15 protein-coding genes are annotated in these 13,723 nt (G+C 46.6%); 10 read left to right on the forward strand and 5 right to left on the reverse strand.

What is annotated here, in order from left to right; all coding sequences use genetic code 11:
* Positions 1-183: 183 nt before the first annotated feature.
* The 3 genes from D1614_RS19920 to D1614_RS19930 all read right to left on the reverse strand — a co-directional run bounded on the left by D1614_RS19920 (position 184) and on the right by D1614_RS19930 (position 3,044).
* Positions 184-786, reverse strand: coding sequence for a hypothetical protein (locus D1614_RS19920; RefSeq protein WP_119439741.1), 603 nt, complete (start codon positions 784-786; stop codon positions 184-186).
* A 124-nt stretch (positions 787-910) separates the two neighbouring features.
* Positions 911-2,107, reverse strand: coding sequence for a PP2C family protein-serine/threonine phosphatase (locus D1614_RS19925; RefSeq protein WP_241558140.1), 1,197 nt, complete (start codon positions 2,105-2,107; stop codon positions 911-913).
* Positions 2,085-3,044 carry a PAS domain-containing protein gene (locus D1614_RS19930; RefSeq protein ID WP_162304582.1) on the reverse strand — a complete coding sequence of 320 codons (960 nt, stop codon included), beginning with the start codon at positions 3,042-3,044 and terminating at the stop codon, positions 2,085-2,087. The genes D1614_RS19925 and D1614_RS19930 overlap by 23 nt, the downstream gene beginning before the upstream one ends.
* A 153-nt stretch (positions 3,045-3,197) precedes the next feature.
* Here D1614_RS19930 and D1614_RS19935 point away from each other — a divergent pair, with 153 nt between their 5' ends.
* The 10 genes from D1614_RS19935 to D1614_RS19980 are packed head-to-tail and all read left to right on the forward strand — an operon-like array spanning position 3,198 to position 11,513.
* Positions 3,198-3,542 carry a hypothetical protein gene (locus D1614_RS19935; RefSeq protein WP_119439744.1) on the forward strand — a complete coding sequence of 115 codons (345 nt, stop codon included), beginning with the start codon at positions 3,198-3,200 and terminating at the stop codon, positions 3,540-3,542.
* Positions 3,543-3,549: 7 nt separating this feature from the next.
* Complete coding sequence (locus D1614_RS19940) at positions 3,550-3,954, forward strand: ATP-binding protein (protein WP_241558141.1); 405 nt, start codon at positions 3,550-3,552, stop codon at positions 3,952-3,954.
* 21 nt (positions 3,955-3,975) lie between these two features.
* Positions 3,976-5,346: a [Fe-Fe] hydrogenase large subunit C-terminal domain-containing protein gene (locus tag D1614_RS19945; RefSeq protein WP_119439746.1), complete on the forward strand. Its 1,371-nt coding sequence runs from the start codon at positions 3,976-3,978 to the stop codon at positions 5,344-5,346.
* A complete protein-coding gene (locus D1614_RS19950) occupies positions 5,303-5,668 on the forward strand; it encodes a DRTGG domain-containing protein (protein WP_241558142.1) in 366 nt (121 codons plus the stop codon). Before D1614_RS19945 ends, D1614_RS19950 begins: the two co-directional genes overlap by 44 nt.
* 1 nt (position 5,669) lies before the next feature.
* Positions 5,670-6,410 (forward strand): PHP domain-containing protein, encoded by a 741-nt coding sequence (locus D1614_RS19955; protein ID WP_119439748.1) that lies wholly within the window; start codon positions 5,670-5,672, stop codon positions 6,408-6,410.
* Positions 6,407-6,952, forward strand: a complete 546-nt coding sequence (locus D1614_RS19960; protein WP_119439749.1) for an ATP-binding protein — start codon at positions 6,407-6,409, stop codon at positions 6,950-6,952. The genes D1614_RS19955 and D1614_RS19960 overlap by 4 nt, the downstream gene beginning before the upstream one ends.
* Positions 6,953-6,979: 27 nt before the next feature.
* Positions 6,980-7,375: a (2Fe-2S) ferredoxin domain-containing protein gene (locus D1614_RS19965; RefSeq protein ID WP_119439750.1), complete on the forward strand. Its 396-nt coding sequence runs from the start codon at positions 6,980-6,982 to the stop codon at positions 7,373-7,375.
* A gap of 17 nt (positions 7,376-7,392) precedes the next feature.
* On the forward strand, positions 7,393-9,186 hold the full coding sequence (locus D1614_RS19970; RefSeq protein WP_119439751.1) for an NADH-quinone oxidoreductase subunit NuoF: 1,794 nt from the start codon (positions 7,393-7,395) through the stop codon (positions 9,184-9,186).
* A 16-nt stretch (positions 9,187-9,202) separates the two neighbouring features.
* The gene (locus D1614_RS19975; protein WP_119439752.1) at positions 9,203-10,954 is read left to right on the forward strand and encodes an NADH-dependent [FeFe] hydrogenase, group A6; all 1,752 of its coding nucleotides are present in this window, start codon (positions 9,203-9,205) and stop codon (positions 10,952-10,954) included.
* 52 nt (positions 10,955-11,006) lie between these two features.
* Positions 11,007-11,513, forward strand: a complete 507-nt coding sequence (locus D1614_RS19980; RefSeq protein ID WP_119439753.1) for an NADH-quinone oxidoreductase subunit NuoE family protein — start codon at positions 11,007-11,009, stop codon at positions 11,511-11,513.
* 57 nt (positions 11,514-11,570) lie between these two features.
* On the opposite strand, the gene D1614_RS19985 is transcribed toward D1614_RS19980, so the two are convergent.
* Positions 11,571-12,350, reverse strand: coding sequence for an alpha/beta fold hydrolase (locus D1614_RS19985; protein WP_119439754.1), 780 nt, complete (start codon positions 12,348-12,350; stop codon positions 11,571-11,573).
* Positions 12,351-12,406: 56 nt separating this feature from the next.
* A complete protein-coding gene (locus D1614_RS19990; protein ID WP_119439755.1) occupies positions 12,407-13,594 on the reverse strand; it encodes an aldo/keto reductase in 1,188 nt (395 codons plus the stop codon).
* Between the last annotated feature and the right edge of the window lie 129 nt (positions 13,595-13,723).

Below are 13,723 nucleotides of genomic sequence, written 5' to 3' on the forward strand. Positions count from 1 at the left end.
AAGTTTGCACACCTCAATTTAATGTCGTTTCGCCCTCTTGCTGTGATTCGGTATTGCAATCTAATTATCCTAACGTCTTGCCGTCTGGCCAGCTTGCAACTCATTCCGCAATTATCTGTAAGTAACAGATTTTTTTCACGTGATTTTGTTCTGGGAGATAAGATACTTTCCTGGAATTGGTTGTTACTTATTTTCTTCCGGCTTTTTAACCTTGCGGGTGAAATCGTAATCACTGACCCTTTTGTTTTTGGTGCGGCGAATCACCCGGCCCATTACATCAGAAGGAGAAAAACGGAAGATACTTACTGAAGAAGCTTCGGTGCGCATTACCTGGTTGTGTTCTGTCATTATGGTGATTACCGGGCTGTTTTGGTCGGGATTGATTTTTTGAAAGGGCGGAACCTGGTACTCATTCATGAAAGACATGTTGTCGCGCGCCCGGTCCATATCGGTTTTCTGGTTGGGGCTTACCACAATTTCTTTCATCCCGATGTGTTCTGATTCCATTTTTACAGTCGGATTTATAAGCAGCGAACTTACTTTCGATACTTTCCGGAAAAAAGAAATGTGCGAAAACAACAAAGAGTCGGAGGGGGAGACCCAAAGCGTAAAAAAACCGTTCTCGTGACTGATGTCTTTTTCGTAGGTATTCAAGTTGATGATGTAGACATCGGGCAGCGATTCTCCGTATTCATCGACTACTTTTCCCTGTATCAGGAATTTTTCCTGCTGGGCTGCCAAAGTCAGGCAGGTAAAGAGCAACAATATGGTTGAAAGTTTCTTCATGGAATGAATTGATTATAGTAAAGTTCGGCAATCTCAATGTTAAATCCCAACCCGTCTTGCTAAATTATGTTAATTTAATAAGCTGAAATAAAGGTCGATAGTCAGTGTTTTCAATGCTTTTCGGCTAAACATATTCGATCTTCACTTTCTTAAAAAACTTGTGAATAAGGATCCGCACAATGCGTTTGATCACAAATTTGCGCAGCTCCAGCTCGATGGGTTGCTCCGGATCCTGGTGTGCCCAGTTAATGCGCGTACCCACAATAATATCGATACTGTCGTGCTGCAAGAGCAGCTTTACCACTTCTTCGGGAGGGGTGTCGCCAAGCCGTGTGTCGCTGTTGTAATTTTCCAGGATCTCTTCCACCTTTCCCAGTGTCAGGATTCCTTCGGTCACCATTTCAAAACCCTCCATTGTGGCGCTGGGCGGCAAGGTATCAATGTTTTTATTTCCGTGTTGAATTTCCACACTCAGGTTTAGTTCGCGGGCAATAATTTCGGCAGTGGTGCCTCCGCAAATGATTTTTTTTCCGTTAAAACCCTGCACTCTACCCACAAAATCGTAGTCTTTTATCTTGTAAAACGGAGGCCCCGTTATCAGCATAAATTTACGGGGTTCGCGGAAATACATGACTCCGCAGGTAGTATCGTCTTTAACCGAAAAATCGTCGTTCAGGCTGGCCTGGTTGACAATCTTCCGGGCGAGTTTGGTGGCCGATATGCCGGGCATTCGGGTTACCTGGCTGATCACAAAATCTTCCACCGAATCCATCCCCCATCCCAGGGGATAGCGCTGATCCCCCAGTCCCGATTGTGTAACACCGTCAGACATAAACAGGATGCGGTCTTCTTTGCGGGCCGTGAATTCGCGGCAAAGCAGGCGTTTCCCGGTATTTTCATCACCACGGATGTCAAGTTCGTACTCGCGTCCCTGCATCGAAATCCCGTTGCGGATGATCAGCACCGGCGGGTTGTCGTAGTTTACAATCCTTACTTTCCCGTCGTCTTCCAACTCAATGATCGTAAACGTTGCATAGCTTTCCTTTTCAGTCCCTTTGGGAAGTGTTTCCATAATAATGCGGGCGGCAATCTCGGGTTTGGTGTGAAGTTGTGCATATTTCAGCGCCATGGTGGCGGTAAGCGTGGCCAGCACACTGGCTTTAATCCCGTGCCCGATGCCATCACTCAAAACAAGAATGGTTCGCCCTTCTTCGCGGATGATGCTCGACTGAAAAACATCGCCGCAGGCGGTTTCGCCGCGTGGGCGCAATTGCTGCACATCTATTTCCACATGAAAATCAGGCATTGTCCTCGTCTCCATAGCGGTAGGTTTCAATAATTGAGTTCAGAAGTTCTTCAGTCTCGGCAGCGTTTTCGCCCAGTAAGAAGGCCACTTTTTGCACGGTTTCAATGCTTTTTTTGTTGATGCGGCGGGCGCGGTTGATGATTTCGTCCTGAACCAGCATCGGAGCCGACATATCGCGGAAAACCGCTCCAACCACATGGTTTTTGTACAAGGTAAGCACCGAAACATGCAGAAGCTTGTTGTGAAACTTCAGGTCGCGCTCTACCTTTTCTTCGCCCGAAGTCAGCAGGTTCGAGATCATTTTGTACACTACCTCGGGAACCAGACCATGAACGTTGGCGCCTTTTAGCCCGGGAATGGTTTCGTACAGCTCGCTTGTTTCAGTTCCCATCAGCCGGGCAAAGCTTTCGTTCGAATCCACAATTTTCAGGTTCCGGTCTACCATTACAATTCCCGATGAAATTTTGTGTATCATTTGCGAGGATACCTCCATCGATTCCTGTGCCTTTTCCAACCGTTGTTCGGTTTTTTTCAGCTCGGTAACATCGTTGATCGACCCTACAATGCCGATGATTTTGCCTTCGTTATCCCGAATGACGGCTTTGTTAATAATTACGTAATGTTTGCTTCCGTCGCTTTGTTTTACCAGCGTGTTGTACACCTGCACATCGGGGTTGCTGATCAGTTCCTTGTCCTGGTGTGAATACATATCGGCCATGTCTTTGGAATGAACTTCGTAAACCGATTTTCCGATGATATCGACCTTGGCTTTTCCCGTAAACTTTTCGTGCGCTGCGTTGCACATCTGGTACATACCATTGGTGTTTCGGTAGAAGATCGGTACCGGCAGGGCATCGATAATTTTCTGATGAATTTCCGGATCTTCAATGTTTCCGGCGAGGAAGGATTTTTTATCGTAAATCATGGTTAGCGCTTGTCTGATTTTTTCCACTTGAAAATTACATATTTTGAAAAGCATTTGAAACTGTCTGTTGTTTTTAATGATTATAAATTCCGCGGGAAAGCCCTCAAATTCATCCTAATCATGTTGCCGGCGATTATATTTGTAACTAAATCTATTGATTAATAAACCGATTACAGGCAGGTGAAACTTTCAGAAATAATTAGCTTAACAAACGCACGGTTGGTGGCCGGGAAAAACGTTGAATCAAACGATGTAACAAAGGCATTTAGTTCAGACCTGATGAGCGATGTTTTAACGCTCGACGAAGAACATATTTTGCTGATTACCGGGCTGGCCAATGTGCAGCTTATCCGTACCGCCGAAATGGCGGATATTGAAGTGGTGTTGCTTTCGAGAAACAAACGCGCATCGCAGGAAATGATCGATCTGGCAAACGAAGTGGGGCTGGTATTGCTCGAAACTCCTTATTCCATATTCAGAGCCAGTGGAATATTGTATAGCAACGGCCTGCCTCCGGTGTACTGATATGAAGATGGAATTTGACATAGCAAGCGGCGATTTTAAAAAGGCCGGGCGAGCTTCGAGCCAGATCAAGAAAGTGCTCAAGCAGTTGCAGGTTGATCCGAAAATCATCAAACGCATTGTTGTGGCCATATACGAAGCTGAGGTGAACATAGTGGCACACTCGTTCGGCGGAAAATTAACGGCACACATTAACGGAAATAGTATTGAAGTTACCCTGACTGACAATGGCCCCGGTATCAAAGATATTGAACAGGCCATGCAGGAAGGATTTTCAACCGCCAGCAAAGAAGTGCGCGATATGGGTTTTGGTGCCGGAATGGGCTTGCCCAACATTCGGAAAAATACTGATGAACTGAATGTAACCAGTGAATGGGGAGTGGGGACGACGGTTTGGTTCAGGAATCAGTTTTAGAGTGAATGATAAAATTGCAGTATGATGGAAACTGTTGAAAAATATCACGCGATAAAGGTCGATACCGAAAAATGCATGGGCTGCACCCATTGCATGAAAACCTGTCCTACGGAGGCGATCCGTATCAGGGAAGGAGTGGCGAATATAAATCCGGACCGTTGTGTGGATTGCGGCAACTGTTTGCGGGTTTGCCCGGTAGATGCGTTTTACATGGACCACGACGCACTGGATCAACTGCAGAATTATAAATACCGCGTGGCTTTGTTCTCGTCTGTAATGATCGGACAATTTCCGGAAGCATACAGCGAAGGGAGCATTTACGAAGCCTTGCTAAAGCTGGGCTTTACCCATATTTTTGAGGTGGAACAACCCATCCAGCTGCTGATCGACAGTATTCGTGAGCAGGTGGATGCCGCCGAATCGAAACCATTGATTTCTTCTTTTTGCCCGGCCATTGTGCGTTTAATCCGGTACCGGTATCCGTCGCTGATCGACAACCTGGTTTTGGTGAATGCTCCGCACGACCTGGCGGCAGCCTATGCCCTGCAACTTTTAACCAAAGAAGGCGCGCGGCGGGAAGAGATCGGTATTTTCTACATTTCGCCCTGTTCGGCAAAAATGGCCGCCGTTAAACGTCCGTTGGGTGAGAAAGAATCGATTGTGGACGGACTAATCAACATGAACGATCTCTACAGCCAGATCATGAAAGTGATCTCGAAAAAAGAAGAACAGGATACGTCGTGCTGCCGCGATCAACTTACTCACGACGGTATTGTGTGGAGCCTGCCACGTGGCGAAGCTCGTCATTTTAAGCGCAAATCGATGGCGGTGGACGGCATTCACAATGTGGTGAAGATTCTGGAACGCATGGAGAACGACGATATTCCCGAACTCGACTTCCTGGAATTGAAATCGTGTCACCAGGGATGTGCCGGCGGTATTCTGCTTACCGGTAACCGCTTCCTTACCGTGGAAAGACTCCAAAAGAGAGCCAAACGCTACCCGGTAACAAAGGACTGCCCGATTACCAATTGCAACGTTCAGGACTTAAAAGACAAACTGAAAATAAATCCGATTCAACCCGACTATGTTTTTGCACTCGACAGCGACCGGATGAAAGCGCTGGAAAAACTGCAGAAAGTAGAGCGCATTTTGTGCCAGCTGCCGGGTATCGACTGCGCGGCCTGTGGCGCTCCCAATTGCCATGCTCTGGCCGAAGACATGGTGCAGGGAAAAGCCAAAATGTCGGATTGTATATTTCTTCAGAACAGGTATTTAAACGAAAATAAAATCACACTAGCCAGGGCTACCAAAAATCTTGAAAAAGCCTGGGGTAAAAACAGATTTGATGCAGACTGTAATAAAAGAGGAGGTAGAAATGAAGGTTTCTGATTTAGTTGAAAAGTTCGGACTGAAAGTTTTTTCGGGTGAAGACGGATTAGACCGCGAAGTAACAGGTGGCTATGTTTCCGACCTGTTGAGCGATGTGATGGGAAATGCAGGCGAGGGAGATGTTTGGATCACCCTGCAAACTCATCAGAATGTAATGGCCATTGCTTCGTTGAAAGACCTGGCCGCGGTGATTCTGGTAAAAGACCGCGAGCCGGAGGAAGACACGCTGGAACACAGCAACGACGAAAGTATTCCGATACTGGGAACCAACCGGCAAACGTTTGAAATAGCTGGTAAACTGTACAATGTTTTAAACCAGTAGAATGCAGCAATTCCGGGCCGATTTACATATACACACTGTTTTGTCGCCCTGCGCCGATGTGGAAATGTCGCCTGCGAATATTGTGCAAAGATCAAAGGAATCCGGGCTTTCCATCATTGGAATTGCCGATCATAATTCAACCCGGAATGCCTGGCTGGTAAAGGAACTGGCACAAAAAGAAGGAATATTTGTACTTACCGGTGCCGAAGTAACCACCAAAGAGGAAGTTCATTGTCTGGCTTTTTTTGAAACCCAAACGGAACTCCTCCTGTTTCAGGCTTACCTCGAAGAAAACATCGGGAAAATCCCAAACAAAGACGGGCACTTTGGCTACCAGCCGGTGGTGGATGCCGATGAAAACATCCTGGAAATGGTGCCTTATTACCTGACTTCGGCCCTGAACAAAGGAATTTCCAACGTTCAAAAAAAAGTAGATGAACTAAACGGAATCTTTATTCCGGCACATGTTAACCGGCCGCTGAACGGCTTGTTTTCCCAACTCGGATTTTTGCCCCCCCGGTTGCGTTTTGATGCGCTTGAAGTTACCGGCCAAACAAAACCCGCGCACATTCGTGAGCGATACAACATTGGCAAAGAAGTTTCGCTGGTGTATGATTCCGATGCCCATTTTCCGGAAGATATCGGGCGAAGTTTTTCTTCTTTTTACCTGGAGGAAGTAAGTTTCAGCGAAATTAAAATGGCGCTTAACCGGCAAAACAACCGCTATGTAGAAGCATTATGAGAACACTTTCGGAACACATATTAGACATTGTTCAGAATTCGGTAAGTGCGGGGGCAACCTTGATTGAAATCATAGTTGTTGAAAACAAAAAAAAGGACATTTGTTCGTTGACTATCAACGACAATGGTTGCGGGATGGATGCCGAAACGCTCAGCCGTGCAACCGATCCGTTCTTTACATCGCGGAAAACCCGAAAGGTGGGCCTCGGCTTGCCTTTGCTGAAACAAAATGCAGAAGCTGCCGGAGGATCTTTCAAACTGGAATCTCAGCCGGGAAAAGGAACCCGACTGGAGGCTGTTTTTCAGCTGTCGAACTTCGACAGACCGCCGCTGGGAGATATCTGGAATACCTTGTACCTGATGGTTCTGAGTTATGACAAAGGAGAGCTGATTTACTCGCATCAGACTGAAAAAGGCACATTCAGTTTCAGTTTTAATGAACTAAAAGAAATTGTGGGAGATGTTTCCTTTCAACAAAAGGAAATACGGGAAGGAGTAATTGAATACATAAAAACCAACCTCAGCGATATTGAGGCAAGATAAGAGAACACAAATTAAAAAAAAATCAATATGGGAAAAATCAAATCACTGGCCGACCTCCGCAAAATGAAAGAAGAGGTGCAGACAAAAATAAAACTTCGGGAAACCAGTAACCATCCCGAGCAGGTGGTACAGGTAAAAGTGGGAATGGCAACATGTGGCATTGCGTCCGGAGCAAAAGAAACGATGAAATTCTTTATTGAAGAACTGGAACAGGAAGCCATTGATGCTGTTGTTACCCAAACCGGCTGTATGGGCTATTGTTACGCAGAACCTACGGTTGAAGTAACGCTTCCGAAAAAAGACCCGGTGGTATTTGGCCACGTGGACAAGGAAAAGGTGCACGAGATCATCAATAGTTACATCAAACGAGGTGAACTGATAGACGGTATTATCCCGGTAAATTTTAAAACCATTGACGATTAAAACTATACAATCTAACTATGACCGATTACAAAATGCATTTGCTGATCTGTGGTGGTACCGGATGTAAAGCCTCGGAAAGCGATGAGATAAAGAACAGACTAAATCAGTTTATTGAGAAACACGGACTGGAAGACGACGTGCAGGTGGTGATGACCGGTTGCTTTGGTTTTTGTGAAAAGGGTCCGATCGTAAAAGTGCTGCCCGATAATACCTTCTATGTCCAGGTAAAACCTTCGGATGCGGAAGAGATCATTAAAGAGCACGTGGTAAAAGGACGTCCTGTTCCACGTTTGCTGTATACCGATCCGAAATCGGAAAAACACGTCAGCGATTCGAAGGGCATGGATTTCTACAAAAAGCAGATCCGTGTTGCCCTGCGGAATTGTGGCTTTATCAACCCGGAGAACATCGACGAGTGTATTGCCCGCGATGGCTACCAGGCCTTGGGAAAGTGCCTGACCGAGATGACGCCCGAGGAAGCGATAAAGGAGGTGAAAGACTCCGGGCTTCGCGGACGTGGCGGCGGTGGTTTTCCTACCGGTTTGAAATGGGAAATTACCCGAAACGTTGAGAACGATCAGAAATACGTGGTTTGTAATGCCGACGAGGGAGACCCCGGCGCGTTTATGGACCGCTCGATTCTGGAAGGAGACCCGCATTCGGTGATTGAAGCCATGGCCATTTGTGGCTACTGCATCGGTGCCGATACCGGGCTGGTTTACATCCGGGCCGAATACCCGCTGGCGATCCAGCGTTTGAAAGTCGCCATCCGCCAGGCAGAAGAATACGGCCTGCTGGGAGAAGATATTCTGGGAACCGGCTTTAATTTCAGGATTGAATTGCGGTACGGAGCCGGAGCTTTTGTTTGCGGCGAAGAAACGGCGCTGATCCATTCGATGGAAGGACTGCGCGGAGAACCTACTTTTAAACCGCCATTCCCTTCGGTGTCAGGTTATATGGGGAAACCCACCAACGTTAACAACGTGGAAACGCTGGCCAACATCCCGGTTATCATTAACAAGGGAGCCGCTTGGTTTAGCAGCATTGGCACCGAAAAATCAAAAGGAACAAAGGTTTTTGCACTCGCAGGTAAAATCAATAATGTGGGGCTGATCGAAGTTCCGATGGGAACAACGCTTCGCGAGGTTATTTACGATATTGGCGGCGGAATTAAAGACGGAAAAGAATTCAAGGCCGTTCAAACCGGTGGCCCGTCAGGAGGATGTTTGACCAAAGAACACCTGGATATTCCGATTGATTACGACAACCTGCTGGCTGTTGGATCGATGATGGGATCAGGCGGTATGATTGTGATGGACGAAGACGATTGCATGGTTTCCATTGCCAAATTCTACCTCGATTTTACACTGGAAGAATCCTGCGGAAAATGTACGCCCTGCCGTGTCGGGAACAAGCGTCTGTACGAAATTCTGGATAAAATCACCCAGGGAAAAGGCGAGGCAGAAGACATCGAAAGACTGAAAGAACTAAGTTTTGTGATCAAAGACACCGCTTTGTGTGGTTTGGGACAAACGTCGCCCAACCCGGTCCTTTCCACTATCAGCAATTTTGAAAATGAATACCTGGCGCACGTGGTAGACGGTAAGTGCCCGGCGGGCCAGTGTAAATCGTTGTTGCGTTACGATATTCTGGAAGAAATGTGTACGGGTTGTACGTTGTGTTTCCGCAACTGCCCGGTAGGTGCCATTACCGGCGAGCGCCGGCAGCCGCACTACATTGATCAGTCGCTGTGTATTAAATGTGGTGTTTGTTACGAAAAGTGCAAGTTTAACGCAGTCATTCTAACTTAATCAGGAGCTAAACAATATGGATACAATCAATCTTACAATCGATCATAAACCTGTGGTGGTGAAAAAAGGCACCACTATTTTGGAGGCAGCGTCGGGCATCGGCATCGATATTCCTACGCTTTGCCATATGAAACTGGAAGATCTGAATATTGAAAACAAACCCGGAGGCTGTCGTATTTGTGTGGTAGAGGTAAACGGACGTCGAAACCTGGCGCCGGCCTGCTGCACCGAGGCAAACGACGGAATGGAAGTGAATACCCACTCAATGCGCGTAATTAATGCACGTCGCACGGTTATGGAGCTCATTCTTTCCGATCACCCCTTTGATTGCCTGGTTTGTGCCAAATCCGGAAACTGCGACTTGCAGGACATGGCGCACCGTCTTGGTATTCGCGAAATTCATTACAAAGGTGAACAGTCAACATACCGCGAAGACACTTCTCCGGCGATTATTCGCGAAGTGGATAAATGTATTATGTGCCGCCGTTGTGAAACCATGTGTAACGAAGTGCAGACCGTAGGTGTTCTTTCTGCGATCAACCGTGGTTTTCAGTCGGTTGTTTCTCCCGCATTTGAGATGAACCTTGACCACTCAGTTTGTACGTATTGCGGACAGTGTGTAGCGGTTTGTCCGACCGGAGCGCTCACCGAAGTAGACGAAACAGGAAAAGTGATTCGCGCACTTTCTGATCCCACTAAAACCGTGATTGTGCAAACAGCTCCGGCTGTGCGTGCTGCACTGGGCGAGGAGTTTGGAATGGAAGCCGGAACACTGGTAACCGGTAAACTGGTGGCCGCCCTGAAACGACTTGGTTTTGATTATGTTTTTGATACCGACTTTGCAGCCGACCTTACCATTATGGAAGAAGGCACAGAATTGCTGACCAGGCTTCAAAAACACCTTGATGGAGATAAGGACGTAAAATTGCCCATACTGACTTCGTGTTGCCCGGCCTGGGTAAAATTCTTTGAACATCAGTTCCCCGAAATGAAGGACATTCCTTCTACCGCCCGCTCGCCACAGCAAATGTTTGGTGCCATTGCCAAAACGTATTTGGCCGATAAACTGGGGGTTAAACGCGAAGACCTGGTGGTGGTTTCCATTATGCCGTGCGTAGCTAAAAAGTACGAATGCGGTCGCGACGAATTCAAAACAAATGATAATCCGGATGTGGATTATGCGATTACAACCCGGGAGTTGGGAGCTTTGATCAAATTATCGAGCATCGATTTTAAAGCCCTGCCAAACGAGGACTTCGATCATCCGCTGGGTGAATCGAGCGGTGCCGGTGTTATTTTTGGTACCACCGGAGGTGTGATCGAAGCAGCAGTTCGTACAGCCTACGAGGTGCATACCCAAAAAGAGCTTCCGCGCCTTGATTTTGACGAGTTACGCGGTATGGAAGGTATTCGCGAAGCTACGATCGACTTTAACGGTTTACCCATCAAAATAGGTATTGCGCACGGACTGGGAAATGCCCGCAAACTGCTGGAAGATATTCAGGCAGGGAAAAGTGAGTTCCACGCCATTGAAATTATGAGTTGCCCCGGCGGATGTATTGGTGGCGGTGGTCAGCCCTACCATCACGGAAATGCCGATGTGCTGAAAAAACGCCAGATGGCTCTCTATACCGAAGACCGGAACAAAACCATCCGCAAGTCGCACGAGAATCCATACATCGTGAAGCTTTACGAAGAGTTCCTGGGAAAGCCGATGAGTGAAAAAGCACATCATTTATTGCATACAGAATACTTTGACAGGACATAACAATGCATGAATGCGGGAATGATTAAATGCTTTAATTTTAAAATCAGAGAAAATGCCAAAAATAAAATTAGCAGAACATACCATTGAACTCATCAAAACGATTTGTGCTGAGTTTGGGAACAAGGAAAGTGAATTGATCAATGTTTTACACAAGGTACAGGGAGAGCTGGGTTATTTGCCGGCCGAAGTACAGGAAGTGATTGCCAAAGAACTGAAAGCTTCTGTGGCAAAAGTATACGGGGTAGTTACTTTTTACAGCTTCTTTACCATGATTCCGCAGGGCGAACACCCGATTTCCATTTGCATGGGAACAGCGTGTTATGTACGCGGTGCCGAGCAGGTGCTGAGCGAATTCAAACGCCAGTTAAAAGTGGAAGTAGGTGAGTCGACTGAGGACGGGATGTTTTCGATCAATTGCCTGCGTTGTGTAGGTGCCTGCGGACTGGCTCCTGTAGTGACCGTTGGCGAAAAAGTGTACGGCCGTGTTGCTCCGACGGATGTCAAGAAGATCATTGCTGAATACCGCGATGGTTGTACCTCCGACAGCAAAACAGCTTAATCAGTATAACAAGCAAATACAAAAAATCCCTTCGGTTAATCCGGAGGGATTTTTTGTTTATCCTGAAATGCTTTTGATAAAGCGAATGGAATGTTCGTTGAAAATGTCGGGCTGATCGATGTTGCAAACATGCCCGCTGTTGCTGATCACTTCGAGCCGCGAATTAAAATGTTGTTTTACCAGGTTCGAAACCATTGGCAGAAACATATGGTCGCGGTCGCCCATAATGTAAAGTACCGGAGCCGAAGCTTCCTTCATCAGAAATTCCTGCAAATTCAGCTTGATTTCAGAAGACATCCGCAGCCATTTTCTGAATTCTTTTTCACCCAAACGAACCGCCTCTTTTATAAATAATTTTCTCGATTCAATGTCCTTTTTGTAAGGAATCAGGATCCAGGCATTGATTCTATACAGCCACATGTACGGAATAATCGAATTCAGCAATTTGGCCACGTTCAGCAATACCTTTATCCGCGAATTAAACTGAATAACTGCACCGCCTAAGATAATCGATTCGGCGCGTCCGGGAGCCAGCTTGTCCATGGCCCGGATAACGATGCAACCCAGCGATATCCCAACAAGATGTGCTTTCTGAACCTGCAGGTGATCCATGGTTTTGATCACGTCCAGAGCAATCTCATCGAATTTGTAGATCTCTTCCTGCGTATATTCTTTTTTTGATTTTCCGTGACCACGCAAATCTACCAACAACACATTAAAGTGCTTCTTGAATTCACGCAGCTGTCTAAACCACACTACGTTACTTCCTCCCGCCCCGTGGATAAAAACGACCCACGTTTGCGAAGACTTATGCCGGAATGTTTTATGATATAACATGGCACAAATGTAGAATTTATTTAAGAACGAACTTCCAGCCTAATTGTTGAATAATGTTAATTGCTTGCTAACTTAAAGTCGGGGACATATAAGGCGCGGTGTGTTTCGGCCAGCATCTCTTTTAACGGAAGGTTGGAAGGAACTTTGGTGCAGTCGATTTTAGCAATGTTCTCACGGGTGGGAAAAACACCCGGAAACCAATGGCTTTTTTGTTCAAAAATCTTGTAGCGGTATTGGGCATATTCCTTCATGTCGTAGCATTTCCAGAGCTTTCGTAAGCGAAGGACCTGTGGAATATTAATCTCGGAGGGATCGTTTTGCAGGTCGTAGCCCTCGTAGCCGGCAAAGGGATCGTCGTTGACAAAACTATCGAGTCGCAGCTTAATGTTTTCTTCCAGCGGTGACCACGGAAGAGCGAAAGGAAAGATACCTTTCATTTCCTCAAAATGTTCGCTTTCCGTCATTCCAAACGAAAGGGTATGAACAGCCGGATTTTGCAAACAAAACCTTGCATTCCACTGAATGGGAGTAAGGGGAGAAGTGGCGTTTCTTACCTTTTCCGGCGCTTTAAAAAGCTGTCCTCCCTTGTCGTTGGGCGAGATAATAAACACGCCCATATCGTTTGCCTGTGCCATGTTTACAGCAGCCAGGTTCCGCTGATCAAAATAGTAGTAATGAAGATTGACAAATTCAAACAAGCCAGACTCAATAGCCCGGATGATCACGTGCAACGGAGCGTGTGTGCTAAATCCCACATGGCGGATAATGCCCTCTTCTTTTAGTTTCAGCAACTCTTCCACTGCACCTCCCGGCTTGCAGCTTTGCTCAAAAAGTTCCTGTGTATTCAGGCCGTGCCAGCCATAAAAATCAAGATAATCGGTTTGCAGGTCTTTTAGCTGGGTTTCAACCTGCTTTCTGGTATCACTGGCCGTCAGTGGGTTTCCCTTTGTCATCAGGTGGTACGATGAACGTGGCACCGAGAGCTCTTCGTTCAGCACTTTTCCGTAAACCGTTTCGCTTTTTTTATAGCCCCAGGCGGTTTCAATATGGTTCATCCCGGCGTCAAACGCATGACGCACCACGTTCAGGCACTGCTCCAGCGTATCTTTCGGAATTTCGTTCCGGGGCTCATCCCAGCCGTGTTTAAAGCGCATTCCTCCCAAGGTAATAACGCTCAGGTGTTTCTCTGTTTTGCCGAAACGCCGGTATTCCATTCCTTCTTTCTGATTCAGAATTGAAGTCATATGCTCATCATTTTCAACAAAGCTCTTTAAAAACCTCAACAGAACTTAACAGGTGCCGGTAAAAATTGTTTGAGTTAATGTTCTGTTATTGTAAATCAAATAATTCCTCGGGGCTTGCCACGGGGAGCC

This window comes from Maribellus luteus (assembly GCF_003576475.1).
Lineage (GTDB): Bacteria > Bacteroidota > Bacteroidia > Bacteroidales > Prolixibacteraceae > Draconibacterium > Draconibacterium luteum.